An 18,611-nucleotide genomic window follows, 5' to 3' on the forward strand; every position below is an offset into this window, starting at 1 on the left:
GAGGCAGGTTGACGGAAGGTCCATAATCGGCGGTCTGAATCGGCGCGTGAGTCCCGCCAACGGGTGTGGGCGTAACCTCTGTTCCCTGCCCTTTTCTCCCGGAATTCCGGGGCTCAGAACTGGCCAGCCAGGTTCAACAGACTCATCCCAGCTTGTTCAACATGGTGAGAGTTGACCGGCTCGCTTATTCGTCAGGCTGTGAGGCTAGCCCAGCGTCAGCACCTGCGACCACCACAATCGCTCCCACCAACAGCGCGGCATTGGCCCAGAATATCCCGAGCACCCCCAAGGGGGCGGCAAAGGAGCCGACGGCGATGGGCAGCGTGATTTGAGCCAACCGGTTGACCGTCATCCGCAGGCCAAGGACCGCGCCGTGGCTCGAAGAGGCCGTCAGCGACACCACCCAGGCCATGGTGAGCGGCTGCGGGATGCCGAGTCCCATGCCGAGCCCGATCATCACCGCGATCGCACCAAACGGACCGACCAGCGGCAGGGCCGTCAGTGACAGTACGGCCGCGCCAATGGATACAATCAGCATCGCCTTGCGTCCGAAGCGCCCGATCAGCTGGGTCAGGCCTACCCTGCTCGCCACGGAGACGGCGGCGCGGAGGGCCAGGAGCATCCCGACGACGGCGGCACTGACGTTCTGTTGTGTGGCCCAGACGGGGACAAACGCGTACATCAGGTCCACCGTCACCAACACGGCCCCGCTGACAACCAGTGAGCGCCAGAGTCCGGGGGCCTTGAGGACGCCGGCGATGCGGACGGGCTCAGCGGCCGTTTTATGTCGGCCCTTGCGGAGCCCTGCGTCCGTGCGGCGGAGGAAGAAGTAGGCAGGTGTGGCCAGGGCGCTGAACGCCAGGCAGACCAGGAGTCCGAGGGTGGTGTCCGGCTGCTCCCCCGCCGGGACGCCGAGGGAGGCGGCGAGGGTTACCGCGGGCGGGCCGATGAGCTGGCCGATGGAAGCGGCCGCGGTCAGCGTGCCGAAGGCGCTGTCAGTTGAACCGCTGGTGCTGACGTGTGCCACAAAGGCCTGTTGGCCCACCATCACCAGCAGGTGGCCCAGCCCGATGAGGGCGCTGGCAGCCAGCAGGACGGGTAGTCCGCGGACGGCGAGCATTGTCGCGGTTCCGGCCGCAGCAATCAGCAGCCCGGCGAAGGCCATAGCGGTGCCACCGAGTCTGTCCGCCAACCTGCCGGCGGGCAGGGCAGTCAAAAGCGCGGGCAGCGCGAAGCTGGACGCGAGCAGGCCGAGGAAGACGGGGTCGGCGCCCTCGGACAGTGCCCGGTACCCGATGATGAGCCTGATTCCTACCCACGAGGCTTGGGCCAGGACGGCCTGCGCACTGAGCGCCCTCCGCCACCGGAAGGTCACGCCCGAAGCGGAATTTCGTCCGCACCACCGAGCAGCCTGGTCAAGTCATCAATGCCGTCACGGGCGGCTTTGTATCGCGCCGGGTCCAGGTGGAAAATTGCCAACTGCAGGGCGTACGCGAGCACCACGGGAATAACCTGTGTCCGGTACTCAGTGTCATCGCCCCGGCGGGCAGTAATGAGGTGGTCGGGGCTGGGGCGGAAGCGGTAGCCCGGAACATCTGAGATCAGGATGCTCTTGCCGCCGCGCCGGGCGGCCTCGGACACGAGGGTGGGCAACTGGCCGGGTGCCTCGCGCAGAGCGAGGGCGATGAGGGTGCTGGTCTCGTCGAAGCTGATGAAGCGTTCAGCCAGGTCCTTGGGTGTGGTTCCCAGCGTTACGATTGTGAGCCCCAGCCGGCGCAACCGCCGGGCCAGCAGATCCCGGGTGGGTTTTTCGTCGTCGCGGGAGAAGAGATAGACGGTTCGGGACTGGTGAAGGGTCCGGGCAGCGGCGTCCAGGTCTTCCTGGGAAACAAAGTGCGGCAACCTCTTCAACGCGCGAATTTCGTCTGCCACGAATGCGGACAAGTCATAGCCGGACTCCGCGCGCATGATGTTGACCTGCTGGTCCTCCGCCTTGGACTCATCTGTGCGCAGGTCGTTCCGCAGGTCCGGGTAGCCGCGATAGCCCAGCTTCTTTGCTAGTCGAACCACTGTGGACTCATGCGTGTTGGCGCGCTCCGCGACCTCTGCGGCAGGGATCCCGGACATGTCATCGCCCATGAGGACGTTCATAACGCGCTCTTCGGAGGCGCTGAGCCGGACCGTGCTGCTGGCCACTACTGCTTTGAAACTCACTCTGGCTCTCCTTTGAGATCCCGCTTGGAAAAACTGTGATGCTTGACACTCTCTCATGGACATGCAATCCTGTGCAAGATTGCAAGTACGGTTGAATACCAATCCTGCCTTCCCAATTTTCTCCACTTTGCCGCAGAGAGGCGGACAACGAAGATGCAAACCCTCAACGCACCTGTTGCGCTTGAATGGACGGTGGCCGCAGCGGCCGTCGCCGGAGGGCTGGCCATGACTATGGTCGGCGCCGGTTACGGGCTGACGAACACCTCCGGCGTGGGGGCCGGGTTCTTTCCTGCAGTGGCCGGGGCGCTGATGGCGCTGGCCGGCGTCCTGTGGGCCCTCCAGCTGGTGGCGGCACGCCGCGCCTCCGTCCCGGCACCTGTCACCAGCGACACCGTCGAGTCGTTGCCGCCCCACCACGAGGCGGAATCCGCCCTTGTGTCCCTGCTCGACGATGACAACAGCGACGAACCCGATGCGCCGGATTTCCCGGACCGGCAAGGTTGGGCACGCTTGGGAATCATCGCCGGCGCCATCCTCCTGGCCGCCTTGCTGCTCCCCCTCCTGGGCTACACCATCGTGATGACGCTGATGCTGGGAACCATCCTGTTCTTCGTTAGCAAGCGGAAACTCTGGGTTGCGGCCGTGGTTGCGGTGGGTGCTGCGCTGGCCTCCCGTCTGGTCTTTGAGGTTTGGCTGGGAACAGCGCTGCCCACGGCCAGCATCGAATTCCTCGCAGGACTGGGGCTGTAGCCATGGGATTTGATCAGCTCCTCGGTGGCTTGGCCACCGTTTTCACCCCCGAGCATCTCCTGTTCGCGCTGCTGGGCTGTGTTTTAGGCATGCTGGTGGGCGTACTGCCGGGCTTTGGCCCGGCTGCCGCCGTGTCACTGCTTATCCCGGTGACGTTCGGACTGGACGCGACCTCGGCCATCATCATGCTGGCCGCCATCCTCTATGGCGCGGCCTATGGCGGAACCACGACGGCGGTGCTGCTGCGGATTCCCGGCGAAGCCTCCTCGATTGCCACGACCTTGGACGGCTACCAAATGGCCAAAAAAGGACGCGGCGGTCCCGCCCTAGTCATTGCCGCACTCGCTTCATTTGTCGGCGGCCTGATCGGCGTCATCGGCTTTGTGGTGGTGGCACCGTTCAGCCGGTTGGCCCTGGAATTTGGCGCCCCTGAACTGTTCCTGGTCTCCCTGCTCGGCTTCGCACTGATCACCAGCTTCGCGGGCAACAACCCTGCCAAGGCCCTGCTCAGCGCCGCGGCCGGGATGGCGATCGCCACGGTAGGTGTTGACTCCGGCGTCGGTATTGCCCGCTTCACCTTCGGAATGCCCGAACTGTTCGACGGCCTGGGACTCGTAGCCGTTGTGATGGGCGTCTTTGGCCTTAGCGAAGTTCTGGGCCAAGCCCAGAAAGGGCCGTTGGGTATTCCCAGTCCGCTCAAGGTTGCCAGGCTGCTGCCCACCCGGACGGACCTGCAGCGCTCAGCGTTCCCTTCCCTCCGAGGATCGCTGATCGGCTTCTTTATGGGCCTGCTCCCGGGCTCCCCCGGAGCAGCCACGTCCCTCGCCTCCTACGCCGCCGAAAAGCGGATCTCCAAGCGGAGCAAGGAGTTCGGCAAGGGAGCCGTGGAAGGCATCGCCGGACCCGAGTCGGCGAACAACGCCCTGGCGGTGTCCTCCATGATCCCGCTGTTCACCCTCGGCATCCCTACGTCCGCTACCGTGGCGATCATGGCCGGCGCGTTCACCATGAACGGGCTGATCCCGGGGCCGCTGCTGTTCCGCGACAATCCCGACATCGCCTGGGCCATCATCGCCAGCCTGATCGTGGGCAACCTGATTCTGCTGGTCCTCAACGTCCCACTCGCCCGGGTCTGGATCGCCGTCCTGAAGGTCCCGTTCCACTACCTCATGGCCGCCATCCTGGCGTTCATGTTCCTGGGCACGTACTCCATCAACGGCAGCCCGTTCGACATCCTGATCATGCTGGGTGCCGGCATCCTCGGCTACATCTTCCAGCTGGTCAAGGTGCCGCTCACTCCCCTGGTCCTGGGACTGATCCTGGGCCCGCTGCTGGAAGAAAACTTCCAACGGTCACTTGCGCTCTCCCGCGGCGATTACAACGTCTTCCTGCAAGGCCCCATCAACCTCACTCTGATCGGCGTGATCATCCTGGCCATCCTGTTCGGCGCGGTCCGCCCCCTCATTGCTTCAACGCTGAAGAAAAAGACCCCCACCCCCATCGCACCAAAGGAGCTTGCGAAATGAAAAAACTCAAAACACTGTCCGCCACCGCCCTCGCCGCATCCGTTGCCCTGGCCCTCACGGGCTGCGGCGGCCAGGCTGCCAGCACCGCAACTACGGCAGCCGCAGACTTCCCGAAAGCCGGATCCACCGTCGAATGGATCGTCCCCTCAGCAGCAGGCGCAGGCAACGACATCCTGGCCCGCATCGTGGCGCCGGCCATGCAGGAAGACCTCGGCGCCAACATCAAGGTGGTCAACAAGGAGGGCGGCAGCCAGGTGGTCGGCCTGAACTACGTGGCCCAGTCCAAACCGGACGGCCTGACCTTCGGTAACACCAACATCCCGTCCATCCTGGGCCGCTACCTCGATCCGAGCAAGAAGGCAGCTTTTGACCGGAGCAGCTTCACCCCCATCGGCTCCTTCGCGACCAACTCCGTGGTCATCGGCGTCAACAAGGACAGCAAGTACAAGACCATCAAGGAATTGTTCGACGCCGTTGAGGCCGAACCCGGCAAAATCACCGTGGGCACCGACTCCCGCGCCGGTGATGATCACATCAACCTCCGCCTTCTGGAAGACGCGCTGGGTCTGGACTTCAACATCGTGCATTACAACAGCGGAGCGGACAAAGTAGCCGCCATCGTTTCGGGCGAAACCGACTTTGCCCTCGGCGGCGTCTCCAGCTTCTTCGGCCAGTACAAGTCCGGCGACATCAAGCTTTTGACCGTCATCGAAGACAACCCCAGCACCTTCGTGCCGGATGTCCCCACCATGAAGAGCGCCGGTTACGACGTCAAACCGATGGCCAGCAACTTCGCCCTGTCCGTCCCTTCCAAGACCCCCGCGGAAATCGTGGCAAAGCTGGAGGCTTCCCTTAAGAAGGCCAGCGAAAGCACCGAGGTCCAGGAAAAGCTCAAGGGCGCCGCTACCCAGCCCACCTGGGTCCCCGCCGCGGACGTCAGCAAGATGTGGGAAGAACGCGAAACCCTGATCAAGCCGGTCATCGATGAACTCCTCACCCAGCAGTAACCACACCAGCAGAAAGGCCGGCAACACAATGCAGGCAGAACACAATTCGCCCCTATCCACGGCCGAGCTGGTGCGCCGCCTGGCCTCCATCCCGGCAGCCAATATCGGCGATGCACAGGAGCGCCTCGGGGTGGCATCCGCATTGTCACCATCCTGGACCGGCGCAAAACTCGCCGGACCCGCCTACACCGTGTGGACCCGGCCCGGAGACAACCTCTACATCCACAAGGCCCTCGACGAAGCGCAACCCGGTGAAGTAATCGTGGTCAACGGCGGCGGGGACCAGTCCCGCGCCCTCATCGGGGACATGATCGGCATCCGGGCCAAAAACCTGGGCATCGCCGGCTTCGTCATCGACGGCGCCGTCCGAGACGCCGACGCACTTGCCGAGTGCGGACTGCCGGTCTTCGCCCGCTCCGTCACCCCCGCAGGACCCTACAAGTTCGGCCCAGGCAGGCTCCAGCTCCCCGTGGCGATCGACGGCGTTGTGGTATCCCCCGGCGACATCGTAGTCGCGGATGCTGACGGCGTTGTCGTGGTCCGACGCGACGAAGCGGAACAGGTCCTGGCAGATGCAGAAAAAATAGAGGCCCGCGAAGCAGCCAAACGCATCGCCTTCGAAGGCGCCACCGTATAAACCGCTGATCCGGGGCAATACGCGTTGGTGCGACCTCGCATCCGAATTCGATACGTAGGGCCGTTCACGAAGTGGGATTACTGCCGCGCTTCCTCAGAACTCAAAAAGTCGCGCGAGAGTTGGAGATGAAGCACGGGCCTCAAGGAGCTTCCGCTCACGAACTTCACGCGCAGTGTGGGGCCCGGGGTGGCTGGGCCTCATCGTGGAGCGTAACTTGTCGCCCTGCTCGGGCGGAGCGGCCGTGAGGGCAGTCCGCGTTGGCCAATCCAAGCTGAGCTTAACGCCTCGTCTGTGGCGTCAGCGCTTGAGTTCTATTGTCCAGACCCTGTCTGAACGATTGAACATCGTGGCCCCCGGCGACATCCTAGGGGCGGACGCAGACGGAGTTGTCGTGGTCCGACGCGACGAAGCGGAACAGGTCCCGGCAGATGCGGAAAGAACGAGGCCCGGGCAGCGGCCAAACGCATCGCCTTCGAAGGCGCCTCCGTCTGACGACCGCTGATGAAAGAAGTGGGACCAGCCTGCAGATGCCCTGACGCAGGCTGGTCCCCCGGAAATGCGCGGATCAGAAGCCCGTTTCGGGGCTCGGAAGATGTCTCCATGGCGGGTCAAGGTCCGCCTGCGAAGCATTGTGACGCCACCCTAGGAAGGTCACCAGACCCGTCCTATTTTTCAGCCGTTACTCCGCTTTCGCGGCTGCGGCGACGGCGGCGGTGACAGCCGGGGCAACCCGGGGGTCCAGCGGGCTGGGCACGATGTAGTCGGCGGCGAGGTCCTCCGCGGCGAGCTCCGCGATGGCATAGGCCGCTGCCAGCTTCATGGCCGGGGTGATGCGGCGGGCCCCCGCGTCCAGGGCCCCGCGGAAGATACCCGGGAAGGCCAGCACATTGTTGATCTGGTTCGGGAAGTCACTGCGGCCGGTGGCCACTACCGCGGCATACTTCACTGCAACCTCAGGCAGCACTTCGGGGTCGGGGTCGGAGAGGGCGAACACGATGGCGTCCTGGTTCATCAGGGCCAGGTGTTCCTCGTCCAGTTTTGAGGAGGAGACTCCGATGAACACGTCGGCACCGGCCAGTGCCTCGGCAGGGCCGCCCTCCAGGGCGCGGGGGTTGCTGCGGCCGGCGATTTCGGCCTTTTTGGTGGCCTGGTCCGCGGCCAGATCCGTGCGGGTGCTGTTGATGATGCCGCGGGAGTCGAGCAGGACCACGTCGGTGATGCCCGCGGTGAGCAGGATTTCGGCGACGGCGATGCCGGCGGCGCCAGCACCGGAGACCACCACGCGCAGAGTCTCCAGCTCGCGGCCGGTTACCTTGGCGGCGTTGGTCAGCGCGGCCAGGGCAACCACGGCGGTGCCGTGCTGGTCATCGTGCATCACGGGGCAGTCCAGGGCCTCGATGAGCTTTTCCTCAAGCTCGAAGCAGCGGGGCGCGGAGATGTCCTCGAGGTTGACCGCACCGAAGCTGGGGCGCAGGCGAACCAGGGTTTCCACCATTTCGTCCACGTCCGTGGTGTTGAGCACCAGCGGAATGGAGTCCAGTTCACCGAAGGTCTTGAACAGGGCGGACTTGCCCTCCATCACGGGCAGGGAAGCACTCGCGCCGATGTTGCCGAGGCCCAGGACGGCCGTGCCATCGCTGACCACCACCACCAGGCGCTCGGCCCACGTGAGGGTGCGGGCCAGTTCGGGTTTGGCGTGGATGGCGCGGCTGACCTCAGCCACTCCCGGGGTGTAGGCGATGGACAGGTCGCGCTTGTTGGACAGCGGGACGGTGCTGGCGATGGAGAGCTTGCCGCCCTGGTGGGCGTCGAAGATCTCGGCTTCGCTCAGCGCGGTGGCTGCGGAATTATCAGGGGCTGCAATTGCGTCAATGGACACGTCGTTGTCTCCTCTTGCTCGCCGTGCAAACACGGCACATGGACCTGCGCCCGGAATGGACCCAAGAAAAGTGGTTGTGGCTTGCTGAATGAGCGCCCGAAGATGCTAAGCAAAAAGGGCATCCGGCAACACGTGCCGGTTCTCAAATCGAGACCCTACGCCATTCTTCCGAGCGAACCACCACCAGTTGCGACCAATATGAACGCAACGGTGAGCTGGATCACCATGCGCCCCATGATGGAGGTCACACCAAAGGACGTGTCGAGCCCAGAGACTGCGCCGCAGCGTCTATCAGATTATCCAAAGGAGACACATCATGGCTTCTCAACGAGGAGAGTCGCTTGACACCGTGAAGACGCGGCGCAAGGGCATCGACAAATCGCATTACCTCTACATCGCCGTCATCGCCGCCGTCATCCTCGGCGCCGTGGTTGGCCTGATGTTCCCCGAGGTGGGCAAATCGCTCAAGCCGCTCGGCGACGGGTTCATCAAGCTCATTAAGATGATGATCGCTCCGGTGATCTTCTGCACCATCGTCCTGGGCATCGGTTCCATCGCGAAGGCCGCCACGGTCGGCAAAGTGGGCGGCCTGGCCCTCGGCTACTTCGTCGCGATGTCTACGTTCGCCCTGGCAATCGGCCTGGTGGTCGGCAACCTGATCCACCCAGGCGAGGGACTGAAGCTGGCGCCGTACGATCCCAACAAGAAGGCAGAGGTCGACAGCACCGTAGCCTTCCTCCTCAACATCATCCCAGGCGATATTCCGGTCCTGCCGACGCTGTTCGCCGCCATCCTCGTTGGCTTCGCGCTGCAAAAGATGGGCCCGCAGGGCGCGCCGATCCTCAAGGTCATCGGCCACGGCCAGGTCCTTGTGTTCCGCATCCTGATCATGATCATGTGGCTCGCCCCCGTCGGCGCCTTCGGTGCCATCGCCGCCGTCGTGGGAGCAACCGGCTTCCAGGCCATCGTCAGCATGTTCACCCTGATGGCTGCCTTCTACATCACCTGCGCACTGTTCATCGTCATCATCCTCGGCGGCCTGCTCAAGGTGGTTACCGGCGTCAACATCTTCAAGCTGATGAAGTACCTGGGCCGGGAGTACCTGCTCATCTTCTCCACCTCCTCCTCCGAAGCTGCCCTGCCCCGCCTGATCGCCAAGATGGAACACCTCGGCGTCTCCAAGCCCGTCGTCGGCGTCACGGTACCTACCGGCTACTCCTTCAACCTCGACGGCACGGCCATCTACCTGACCATGGCATCCCTGTTCGTTGCCAACGCCATGGGAACCCCGCTGGACCTGGGCGCACAGATCTCCCTGTTGGTCTTTATGATCATTGCCTCAAAGGGTGCCGCCGGTGTTACCGGCGCCGGCCTGGCCACCCTGGCCGCCGGCCTGCAGGCCCACAAGCCCGAACTGTTGGGCGGCGTGGGCATGATCGTCGGCATCGACCGGTTCATGTCCGAGGCCCGCGCCCTGACCAACTTCACCGGCAACGCCGTAGCCACCGTCCTCATTGGCACCTGGGTCAAGGAGATCGACGGCCGCCAGGTGGACGACGTCCTCTCCGGCCGGGAACCGTTCGACGAGGCAACCATGCTGGCCCACCACCACGGCGAACCTGCGGCAACGGAATCTGAGACCCGGCCTGTCCCGGTTCCCACCGCCTAGCCTCTCAACGCACAACCTCCAACCCATCCGGCCGATACCGGAAACCGCCCGCACAGGCTTAGCTGTGCGGGCGGTCCTCATGTCCAGGGCACCAACACCGTCGGGCCGGTAGTGCCACCACTGTCTAATGTCACGGTGCGTCAGAACTCAGGGATAATCGGGCATTGGCCGACAACGGATGCCTAACGCTGGCAAGTTAGTCGACCTTTGTAGGTTGGTTGCCGACCTGTCCAAGCCAAGGGTTGCATGGCCCAGCTCGGTGAGTGTCTGAGCCGGCAACGCCAGGAGGCAGCGCAAGGCACCCTCTCCCCCCGCTTGTGTTGAGGCGCTGGACGCCATCCCGGGTTGGCGCGCGCACCATCCACAAAACAGCCTGATGTTGAAGCGCGCAGGAAGCATCGCCTGAAAGAGGTTCTGGAGTGCCAGACTGGCGGCAGGGGCGGCCGCAGCGGGAAGGTACCAGTCGAGGGCGGCAAAGGTACGCTGGCCCTTCGCGGGGACGGAATTATCCGCCTCAATCTGGAACCCCAATGCGGAGATCGAGGGCGAGGACGCGCGGGCTGCCACGGCGGCAGTAAACATCCTTGCGGATGGCGACGAGTACCCGTTGCTGGTCGACATGACAATGACGGCCTCGTTGAGCCGGCACGCGCGTACTGTGTTCAGTCTCCCGTGCGCCGCTTCACGCTTCGCTCTGCTCGGCCGCAGCCCGGTGGACCGGATCCTTGCCAACTGGTCCATGGGCATGCAGACGTTGCCTTGCCCTACACAGTTCTTCAATTCCCGCACGGAAGCCACGACCTGGCTGCTGCTTGACCCTCTTTCAGGCGTCTGACGGCCACATGGAGCCTCGTCTGAGGAAGCTTCTGCAAAACGCCCACGCACGGATCTTCCTGCTCGGCCTGGGCATGCTTCCGACCGGGGCCACCTTCCTGATCACCCGGCTGCCTGGCATCACCAAGGATGTGTCCTTCACTTGGTCCGACGTCATTGGCATGGCGTTCGTTGCGGGGGTCGGCTTCACCGTCTCGCTCCTGGTCGGTGAGCTCTCCTACGGCACGGACGGGATCATCGGGGGCCACGTGAAAGTCGGAGTCCTCGCGGGCTCCCTTCTTGCCGCGACTATCGGTGCCGTCATCCTTAACCGCCGCAATAGGTATTACCGCCCCTCCAGGGGCACCTCAGCCTCAAAGACTAGAGCGCCACCCCCTATCCTGTGCCCTGGAACTCGTCCGGGTCACTGAGGCTGCAGCCATCGCCGGGGGTCAACAAGAACCGGGCCAACAGCCCCGCCGCCGTGCACGCCATGTGTTCCATGCTTAGCCGGCCCGTGAAACGCTCTCCGGTCCGCCGGGTGGACCAAAATCACAGTGTGGGGCCGCGTCATACACGGGCGACCGGGCGCTATCCGGGCATAGCCTTGGAGCATGAAATCGTTCGAGGCTCAGGCTCTGATCCTTGCAGCGCCTGGTGCCGTCTGGGACGTGCTCACGGACACGGCCAACTTCGCCGTGTGGGATTCCGGCATTACGGCTGTCAGCGGAGACCTGCGGCACGGCGGCACGATCCGCGTCCGGACTGGGGGCAGCGGCCGGAGAAGACTCCGGTTCCGGGTCACCCTGATCCCGCCCACATCCATCACATGGACCCGGAGGCTTCCCCTCGGTTTGGGAAAGATCGCCCTTACGGTGGCACTGGCCGACCACGGCGGCTTCACCCATCTGACCGTCATGGAAACCACCAAGGGCGCCCCGCCCAGACTCTTCGATGGAACCGGCGCCGACACCGATCGCATCCTGCAGGCGTTCGTTGATGCCGTGAAATTCCGTGCCGAACTGCTCGGCCACCACCTCCACGGCGGTCTGTTCCCGACTCCGCACCACCCAGCGGCCCGCGGCACGCCACCGACACACCACCAAAGCGTGCCCCAGACACCTTCCCAACGACTGGATCCCTCCTGGGGCGGGTGCGCTGGAGCGGCTTAAGGGACAGCCGTCTGGGAATCACCCGCCACCTGCCCTATGCGATGAGGGCCACTGCCATAACCATCGGCAGCGAGACCACGGAGGCGATGGAAGTGACCATCGTCAGCGTCTTGAACGTCCCTTGAGTGGACAGTCCGATCAGCGACTTGAACATCCAGAAGAAGTTGCTGTTGACCTGAAGAGCGAACATGGCACCCGAAGCGATGGCGAGGCCGATGACGATGGGCGGGACATCGATCGATCCGAGCACCGGGCCGATGATCCCGGCGGCTGCGATGGCCGCCACTGACACGGACCCAATGGCCAGGTGCAGCACCGCGGCGATGACCCATGCGAGCAAGATGCTGAGGATGACCGGCGCCGATGCGTCCGCCGTGAAGAGGCCGGCCAGGATCGTGTCAAGCCCGGTCTCCCCGATGACGGCGCCCAGCGATCCGCCGATGCCGGTGATGAGCAGGATCTCACCGGTGGTGTGGAAACCTTCGCTCATGGCCGTGTCCGTTCCCTTCGAACCCAGAGTGCGCCGGCAAAGCACATAGGCACCGAGCAGGCCGACGAACAGTGCGAAGTTGGCGTTACCGAGGAAGGCGATGAAGTCGTTGGAGAAACCGAACAGGTCCGCGAACGCACCAAAGGCGATCATCACCAGCGGCACGAGAATGGGCAGCATGCAGACGAACAGCGGAGGAGTCCTGGTGTCCTTTTCGACCAGTTCGGTGGTCTCCAGTTCGACCATCGCGTCGTCGACCTCTTCATCCCTGTCCGCTTTCCAATATCGCCCGCGCAAGAGCCAGCGGAAGATTAAGGTTGTCGCGATCGCGGTCAGCGGCCCGAGTATGAGGCCGTAGATCAGCCAAAGGCCTAACGGGATGTTCATCAGGCCCGCGATGGAGACCGCGGCCAGTCCCGGGATCACGAAAACGTAGCCGGCGAAAATCCCGGTCCCGAGCGCACCGGCCATGTGTGGCAAACCGGTCCGGCCGATCAGGGGGCCGCTGGAGCGCGCCACCGGAGAGGCCAGCACGACCTGCACGTCCACGTAAATCGAGGGGAATATTGTTGACATCGCCGCGGTCAAAGCGTACGGGAGCCGACGCGCGCCGACGCCGTTGACAAGCATCGAAACCATTTTCCTGAAGGCGCCGATCGCGTGGAGCATCGCCCCAATGAGCACACCGAAACCGATGAGCAGGCCAACCTCGCCCATGATTTCGCCGAAACCGGTGGCGATTGCCACGATCGTCGCCGTGAAACCGACGCCGGTAGCGAGGCCGAGGTAGAGCGAGCCGATGATCAGCGAGATCACCGGGTCGACCTTTACCTTGATGATGAGCAGGATGATGACGACGATGGCTATCGCGGTGTGAAGGGCGATCATAGACTGCTCCTGCCGATACGGGGAAGGGCGGGGTCCTTGGGCGCCGTAGCCACATCGACCCCCTCACTATGGCCTGATCGATCGCCGCCTTCACCCGTCGACGACGAGGCTGACGGCGGTATCAACACGGACATTACACATTTCCGCAAATTGCACACTGGCTTTATACGGAAACTAGTTGATGTAGCTTTAAATCCAGTTGACCCAGTTCATACTGGCCGGTCGGCAGTGTCAAGGCCCACAATTGGCGCGTCCCGGGAGGGAATACCATGGCAAATATCGTGATGGTCGGGGTGGACGGCAGCAACAGCGCGTTCAAAGCGGCGTCCCAGGCGGCACTCATCGCAGAGGCTCTCCACGCAGAACTCGCCGTACTCAGCGCACACGTCAAGGAAAATGCCGAGGCCATCAAGATCGGGAACGACACCTGGATACTTGACGACGCCAAAAAAGCGCAAAAAGTGGCGGAACGGGTTGCAGCTAAACTGCGCGAGGAACATCCCGATCTGGGCATCCGCCCCGCCGCTGTTCGCGGTAAGCCGCAAGAGGCCTTGGTCGAGGAAGCGGCGCGTACCGGAGCCCGGCTGTTGGTTGTGGGAAATGTCGGCATGAAGGGCATCGGCCGTGTGTTGGGCAGCGTCGCGAGCAGCGTGGCGCACAATGCACCCTGCGACGTGCTAATTGTAAAGACAGACCAGTAATCCGCCGGTTAAGCGGAAACTGCAGCTGAGCTGGCCTGCATTTACGGATTCCTACATCTCGCCAAGGCGCCACCCGGTCCAGAGGCGGGGGAGCTTGGCCGAGGGGTAGTAACTGCCAGGCGGCCGTATCCGATTTCGAACTACTCAGACCTGCTTATCAACGCTGTGGGACCAGGCCTGCTGGCCGGCCCAGACTCGGAGAAGTCGGAGAACCTCGCGTCACGGCGTTGTGATCGTATGGGTGAGGCACACCCAACCTGACGACGATAAGTCGCGACGTGCAAACAATTCCTAATCTTGCTTCCAAAACCAAGTGGATAATGCAGCTTCCGCGGCCAACAGCCAGGGACAATTCTCATAGGTTATCGACCGCTACTACTGCAAGGGAGCTACTCCAACGGCTCCCAATTCCAGCCGTGGATAACCTGAATTAACCCCAGCCGTGGACCGCTTAAAGTCACCCTAGTGGGCAGGCAGCAAAGGCTTGTCCAGGCGTGGGCAGGTTGACGGAAGGCCGGTCATCGGCTTTTAAAGGGACCGAAAATGTGAAGCAAAGCGTCTAGCTAGTCATTGCGAAACTACCGCCCCCGGCGATAGGTAGGAATACGCAGAAGGCCGATCAGCTTTTAGCTGCGGTGCCGCTGTTCCTTAGCCAGACAAATGAAAGTGGACTACGGGTGTTAGAGGTCGACGGCCGGACGCCAGGAGCTTGTCCTGGCGTCCAGCCGTCGTTTGTATTGGATCAGGCAGTCAGTGGAGCGAGGGTGGGGTTGTCGGCGTAGACTTCCTTAGCGTTCTTTTTGGTTACCACGGTCGGTTCCAGGAGGTTGGCAGGAATCTCCTTCACTCCGGTGTTTGACGTGGAGTTTGTTTCAGGAGTTTTTCCTGCTTGTAGATCAGCGACCATCTGGAGCGTGGCACCGACCTGCTCTCGGATGTCTTTGTTGATCGTGCAGTACTGCTCGTCAGCCATGATCGACTTTACGGATTCGACGTCAGAGTCCTGGCCGGTTACTACGGGCAGGGGCTTTCCGGCGGCTTTTACGGAAGTGATGATCGTTCTGGCGATGGTGTCGTTGGGCGACAGAACCCCGTCGAGTGTCGCGGATGAGTAGGCCGCGGTCAGGAGTGTATCCATGCGCTTTTGAGCATTTTCAGCTTTCCATCCAACCGTGACAACTTGGTTGTAATCTGTCTGTCCTGAAGCGACCTTGAGCGTGCCGTCGTCGATTTTCGGCTGCAGGACGTCCATGGCGCCGTCGAAGAATATCTTGGCGTTGGCGTCGTCCGGGGAGCCGGCGAACAGTTCGATGTTGTACGGGCCGGAGGGCTTCTTGGCCTGCATTCCTTCGATAAGGGCCTGGCCTTGGAGCTGCCCAATCTTGAAGCTGTCGTAGGCTACGTGGTAATCCACGTCCCCGGTGTTCTGCAGCAGGCGGTCGTAGGCGATGATGGTAGCGTCGGCCTCTTTGGCCTGCTTGAGCTGGGTACCCAGCTGGGAGCCGTCGATGGCTCCGACGATGATGACCTTGGCACCTTTTGTAATCATGGCGCTGATCTGGTTCTGCTGCTCAGTGACTCCGCCGTTAGCAAACTGAACATTGGCGTCGTAGCCCTCGGCCTTCAGTTCTTCATTAAACAGTTTCTCGGCAAACACCCAGTTCTCAGAGGTCTTCTGAGGAAGAGCTACCCCGATGACTGAGTCCTTGCTGAAACCTGCGGCCGAGTTCTGGGAGCTGGCTTCGCTATCGCCGCGACCGCATCCTGTTAGCGCCAGAGCTGATGCTGTGGCTAAAGCGGCAAGCTGAATGAGGGATTTGCTGATTTTCACCGTTGAATTTCACTTTCGTTGTGGAAGGGCTTGGTTGGTCGGTAGTAGGTGAGCTGATCGAAAGTTGATGTCGTTCACGCTTCCTGGTGGATCGTTTCCTTGGTGGAGGTGGTTTCGTCTGGCTGGAGCGGATTGCTGGGGCCGCCGCCGGAGGGACGGTTGAAGTTCTGGGTCAGCAAGCCGATGATTGACTTTTTGCCCTGGCTCTTGTTGTAGACGTCGAAGGCGACGGCGATCAGGAGCACCAAACCCTTGATGATCTGGGTGAGGTCGGCCCCGACGCCGAGCAGCTGCAGGCCGTTGTTCAGGACGGCCATGACCAGGCCGCCGATGATGGAGCCGACAACCGTGCCCACGCCGCCCGTGACCGCAGCGCCGCCGATGAAGACAGCCGCAATGGCGTCCAGTTCCCAGCCCACGCCGTCGAAAGGACCCGATGCGGTGGAGCGTCCCACGAAGATCATGCCGGCCAGGCCGGCCAGGATGGACATGTTCATCATTACCAGGAAGTTGACCTTCTTGGATTGAACGCCCGAGAGCTCCGCTGCATGGCGGTTGCCGCCGACGGCGTACACGTGGCGGCCCAGGATGGTGCGGGAGGAGATGAAGCCATAGAGCAGGACCAGTACGGCAAGGATCAGGCCGGGGATGGGGAAGGACGTGCCCGGGCGGCCCGTGGCGAAGAGGTAGGTGGCATAGAGGATGGCGCCGCAGATCAGGACAAGCTTCAGGGCGGTCACCCACATTTCCGGTACCTCGGCACCCAAAGCCTTGGCGCGTGCCCTCGAGCGCAGCTCGCCGACCACAACAAATGCTGCGGCGGCGAGGCCCAACAGCAAAGTGAGGTTGTTGAACCCTGTGTTCGGGCCTACCTCGGGGAGGTAGCCCGATCCAAGGTACTGGAAATCGTTGGGGACCGGGATGGTGTTGGACTTGCCAACAAACTGGTTGAAGCCGCGGAACAGGAGCATACCGGCAAGGGTGACGATGAACGCGGGTATCCCCACGTACGCCGTCCACCAGCCCTGCCAAGCGCCAATCAATGCACCCAGCACCAGCCCCAGTAGTACGCCGGCGTACCAGGGGATGCCCCAGTCGCGGATGGCCAGTGCAACTGTGACGCCCACGAATGCTGCTACGGAACCCACGGAGAGGTCGATGTGGCCGGCAATGATGACCAGGACCATGCCGATGGCCAGGATCAGGATGTAGGAGTTGCCGTTGAAGAGGTTGATGACGTTGCCGGGGGTGAGCGTCCGGCCGTCGGTGGCGATCTGGAAGAAGATGATCAGTGCCACCAGGGCGAAGATCATGCCGAATTGGCGGGTGTTGCCGCCAAACAGCTTTTTGAGGGCGTTCATGGTGTCAGTCCTTGTGTCCGGAAGGTTCTGGAGAATCCAGAGGGTCAGGCGGCTTCGGCTTTGCGGGCGGAGGTCATCAGTTTCATCAGGCTTTCCTGGCTGGCCTCGTCTTTGTTCAGGACACCGGTGATGGCGCCTTCGAATATGGTGTAGATGCGGTCGGACAGGCCAAGGAGCTCGGGGAGCTCGGAGGAGATGACGATGACCCCCTTGCCCTGGTTGGCGAGCTGCTGGATGATGCCGTAGATCTCGTACTTGGCGCCGACGTCAATGCCGCGTGTCGGTTCATCCAATATCAGCAAATCCGGATCAGTGAACATCCACTTTGCGAGGACCACTTTCTGCTGGTTACCGCCCGAGAGTTTGGCCACGCCCTCTTCCACTGACGGCGTCTTGGTACGCAGGGATTTGCGGTACTGCTCCGCCACGGTGAATTCCTGGTTTGGGTCTACCACCATGTTGTGGCTGATCTTGCGAAGGTTGGCTGCCACCGTGGTGGTCTTAATATCGTCGAGCAGGTTCAGTCCCAGGGACTTGCGGTCCTCTGTGACATAGCCCAGACCGGCGTCAATCGCCTGCCGGACGGATTTGAGGGTAATTTCCTTGCCGTCCTTGTAGATCCGGCCACTGATGAACCGGCCGTAGGACCGGCCAAAAACGGAGCGGGCAAGCTCGGTGCGGCCCGCGCCCATCAAACCCGCGAAGCCCACAATCTCGCCGCGACGGACGTGAAAGCTTGAGTTCTTGCACACGAGGCGGTCAGGAACAGTGGGGTGGGCCACTGTCCAATTCTTCACTTCAAAAAACACTTCGCCGATTTTCGGCGTGTGCTCGGGGAAGCGGGATTCCAGCGTCCGCCCCACCATGCCCTTGATGATCCTGTCCTCGTCCACGCCGTCAGCCTTGACGTCAAGGGTTTCGATGGATTTGCCGTCGCGGATGATGGTGATCGAATCGGCAATCTGTTCAATCTCATTGAGCTTGTGCGAAATGATGATGGACGTGATGCCCTTCGCCTTCAGGCCCAGCATCAGGTCCAGCAGGTGCTGGGAATCGGACTCGTTCAGCGCGGCGGTGGGTTCGTCCAGGATGAGGATCTTCACCGACTTGTTGAGCGCTTTGGCAATCTCAACGAGCTGCTGCTTGCCGACGCCAATCTCCTTGATGGGCGTGTCCGGATCCTCACGCAGTCCCACCCGGGCCAGCAGGTCCAGGGAACGCAGCCGGGCCTCTGCCCAGTTGATGACACCGCGTTTGGTGGGCTCATTGCCAAGGAAGATGTTCTCCATGATGGAGAGCTCGGGGATCAGCGCGAGTTCCTGGTGGATGATCACGATGCCCGCCTGTTCGCTGGCCCGGATGTCCCGGAACTGCTGTACCTGGCCCTGGTAGACGATGTCGCCGTCGTAGCTGCCGTAGGGGTAAACGCCCGAGAGAACCTTCATCAGCGTGGACTTGCCGGCGCCGTTCTCGCCGCAGATGGCGTGGATCTCACCGGCCTTCACCCGCAGGCTCACGTTATCCAAAGCCTTAACGCCGGGGAATTCCTTGGTGATGGACCGCATCTCCAAGATTAAGGGACTGCTGGGCGCCATGCGTGTTGCCTCCAAGACTTCGTCGTCATGTATGAGTGTGAAACAAGGCCGTTCACGGGCCTGATGCCTCGCCTGATT

15 protein-coding genes are annotated in these 18,611 nt (G+C 62.5%); 8 read left to right on the forward strand and 7 right to left on the reverse strand.

Going from position 1 to position 18,611, the window contains the following annotated elements; genetic code table 11:
- Positions 1-184 precede the first annotated feature (184 nt).
- Both ACFVYC_RS08825 and ACFVYC_RS08830 read right to left on the reverse strand, forming a co-directional pair.
- Positions 185-1,375 (reverse strand): MFS transporter, encoded by a 1,191-nt coding sequence (locus ACFVYC_RS08825; protein ID WP_387549060.1) that lies wholly within the window; start codon positions 1,373-1,375, stop codon positions 185-187.
- Entirely contained in the window at positions 1,372-2,214 is an 843-nt protein-coding gene (locus ACFVYC_RS08830; RefSeq protein ID WP_387549061.1) for a MurR/RpiR family transcriptional regulator, read from the reverse strand. Before ACFVYC_RS08830 ends, ACFVYC_RS08825 begins: the two co-directional genes overlap by 4 nt.
- A gap of 153 nt (positions 2,215-2,367) precedes the next feature.
- On the opposite strand from ACFVYC_RS08830, the gene ACFVYC_RS08835 reads away from it, so the two are divergent.
- Genes ACFVYC_RS08835 through ACFVYC_RS08850 form a run of 4 tightly spaced genes read left to right on the forward strand, consistent with a single transcriptional unit; the run spans position 2,368 to position 6,134 of the window.
- Positions 2,368-2,964: a tripartite tricarboxylate transporter TctB family protein gene (locus tag ACFVYC_RS08835; protein WP_387549063.1), complete on the forward strand. Its 597-nt coding sequence runs from the start codon at positions 2,368-2,370 to the stop codon at positions 2,962-2,964.
- Positions 2,965-2,966: 2 nt separating this feature from the next.
- Positions 2,967-4,490: a tripartite tricarboxylate transporter permease gene (locus ACFVYC_RS08840; RefSeq protein WP_387549065.1), complete on the forward strand. Its 1,524-nt coding sequence runs from the start codon at positions 2,967-2,969 to the stop codon at positions 4,488-4,490.
- On the forward strand, positions 4,487-5,497 hold the full coding sequence (locus ACFVYC_RS08845; protein WP_387549067.1) for a Bug family tripartite tricarboxylate transporter substrate binding protein: 1,011 nt from the start codon (positions 4,487-4,489) through the stop codon (positions 5,495-5,497). Before ACFVYC_RS08840 ends, ACFVYC_RS08845 begins: the two co-directional genes overlap by 4 nt.
- A gap of 28 nt (positions 5,498-5,525) precedes the next feature.
- A complete protein-coding gene (locus tag ACFVYC_RS08850; RefSeq protein ID WP_387549069.1) occupies positions 5,526-6,134 on the forward strand; it encodes a methyltransferase in 609 nt (202 codons plus the stop codon).
- A 679-nt stretch (positions 6,135-6,813) separates the two neighbouring features.
- On the opposite strand, the gene ACFVYC_RS08855 is transcribed toward ACFVYC_RS08850, so the two are convergent.
- Positions 6,814-8,013 (reverse strand): NADP-dependent malic enzyme, encoded by a 1,200-nt coding sequence (locus ACFVYC_RS08855; protein WP_387549071.1) that lies wholly within the window; start codon positions 8,011-8,013, stop codon positions 6,814-6,816.
- A gap of 316 nt (positions 8,014-8,329) precedes the next feature.
- On the opposite strand from ACFVYC_RS08855, the gene ACFVYC_RS08860 reads away from it, so the two are divergent.
- The 3 genes from ACFVYC_RS08860 to ACFVYC_RS08870 all read left to right on the forward strand — a co-directional run bounded on the left by ACFVYC_RS08860 (position 8,330) and on the right by ACFVYC_RS08870 (position 11,667).
- Positions 8,330-9,682: a cation:dicarboxylate symporter family transporter gene (locus ACFVYC_RS08860; RefSeq protein ID WP_387549073.1), complete on the forward strand. Its 1,353-nt coding sequence runs from the start codon at positions 8,330-8,332 to the stop codon at positions 9,680-9,682.
- An 842-nt stretch (positions 9,683-10,524) separates the two neighbouring features.
- Entirely contained in the window at positions 10,525-10,926 is a 402-nt protein-coding gene (locus ACFVYC_RS08865; RefSeq protein WP_387549075.1) for a Na+/H+ antiporter NhaA, read from the forward strand.
- 183 nt (positions 10,927-11,109) lie between these two features.
- The gene (locus ACFVYC_RS08870) at positions 11,110-11,667 is read left to right on the forward strand and encodes an SRPBCC family protein (protein ID WP_387549077.1); all 558 of its coding nucleotides are present in this window, start codon (positions 11,110-11,112) and stop codon (positions 11,665-11,667) included.
- Between the two features lie 34 nt (positions 11,668-11,701).
- Here ACFVYC_RS08870 and ACFVYC_RS08875 read toward each other — a convergent pair whose 3' ends face one another.
- Entirely contained in the window at positions 11,702-13,045 is a 1,344-nt protein-coding gene (locus tag ACFVYC_RS08875) for a GntP family permease (RefSeq protein WP_387549079.1), read from the reverse strand.
- A 269-nt stretch (positions 13,046-13,314) separates the two neighbouring features.
- Between ACFVYC_RS08875 and ACFVYC_RS08880 the strand changes: the two genes are divergently transcribed.
- Entirely contained in the window at positions 13,315-13,746 is a 432-nt protein-coding gene (locus tag ACFVYC_RS08880) for a universal stress protein (RefSeq protein WP_387549080.1), read from the forward strand.
- A gap of 742 nt (positions 13,747-14,488) precedes the next feature.
- Here the strand turns inward: ACFVYC_RS08880 and ACFVYC_RS08885 are convergent.
- From ACFVYC_RS08885 to mmsA, 3 genes are all read right to left on the reverse strand, one after another.
- On the reverse strand, positions 14,489-15,577 hold the full coding sequence (locus ACFVYC_RS08885) for a substrate-binding domain-containing protein (RefSeq protein WP_387549082.1): 1,089 nt from the start codon (positions 15,575-15,577) through the stop codon (positions 14,489-14,491).
- A gap of 74 nt (positions 15,578-15,651) precedes the next feature.
- Positions 15,652-16,938: a multiple monosaccharide ABC transporter permease gene (gene mmsB, locus ACFVYC_RS08890; RefSeq protein ID WP_387549084.1), complete on the reverse strand. Its 1,287-nt coding sequence runs from the start codon at positions 16,936-16,938 to the stop codon at positions 15,652-15,654.
- 44 nt (positions 16,939-16,982) lie between these two features.
- A complete protein-coding gene (gene mmsA / locus ACFVYC_RS08895; RefSeq protein WP_387549086.1) occupies positions 16,983-18,533 on the reverse strand; it encodes a multiple monosaccharide ABC transporter ATP-binding protein in 1,551 nt (516 codons plus the stop codon).
- Positions 18,534-18,611: the final 78 nt, after the last annotated feature.

The organism is Pseudarthrobacter sp. NPDC058329 (assembly GCF_042879835.1).
Lineage (GTDB): Bacteria > Actinomycetota > Actinomycetes > Actinomycetales > Micrococcaceae > Arthrobacter.

Excerpts from the sequence above, each read along its gene's own strand:
- ACFVYC_RS08835 (WP_387549063.1), top strand. The coding sequence starts at position 2,368 with ATGCAAACCCTCAACGCACCTGTTGCGCTTGAATGGACGGTGGCCGCA.
- ACFVYC_RS08840 (WP_387549065.1), top strand. The coding sequence starts at position 2,967 with ATGGGATTTGATCAGCTCCTCGGTGGCTTGGCCACCGTTTTCACCCCC.
- ACFVYC_RS08845 (WP_387549067.1), top strand. The coding sequence starts at position 4,487 with ATGAAAAAACTCAAAACACTGTCCGCCACCGCCCTCGCCGCATCCGTT.
- ACFVYC_RS08850 (WP_387549069.1), top strand. The coding sequence starts at position 5,526 with ATGCAGGCAGAACACAATTCGCCCCTATCCACGGCCGAGCTGGTGCGC.
- ACFVYC_RS08860 (WP_387549073.1), top strand. The coding sequence starts at position 8,330 with ATGGCTTCTCAACGAGGAGAGTCGCTTGACACCGTGAAGACGCGGCGC.
- ACFVYC_RS08865 (WP_387549075.1), top strand. The coding sequence starts at position 10,525 with ATGGAGCCTCGTCTGAGGAAGCTTCTGCAAAACGCCCACGCACGGATC.
- ACFVYC_RS08870 (WP_387549077.1), top strand. The coding sequence starts at position 11,110 with ATGAAATCGTTCGAGGCTCAGGCTCTGATCCTTGCAGCGCCTGGTGCC.
- ACFVYC_RS08875 (WP_387549079.1), bottom strand. The coding sequence starts at position 13,045 with ATGATCGCCCTTCACACCGCGATAGCCATCGTCGTCATCATCCTGCTC.
- ACFVYC_RS08880 (WP_387549080.1), top strand. The coding sequence starts at position 13,315 with ATGGCAAATATCGTGATGGTCGGGGTGGACGGCAGCAACAGCGCGTTC.
- mmsB (WP_387549084.1), bottom strand. The coding sequence starts at position 16,938 with ATGAACGCCCTCAAAAAGCTGTTTGGCGGCAACACCCGCCAATTCGGC.
- mmsA (WP_387549086.1), bottom strand. The coding sequence starts at position 18,533 with ATGGCGCCCAGCAGTCCCTTAATCTTGGAGATGCGGTCCATCACCAAG.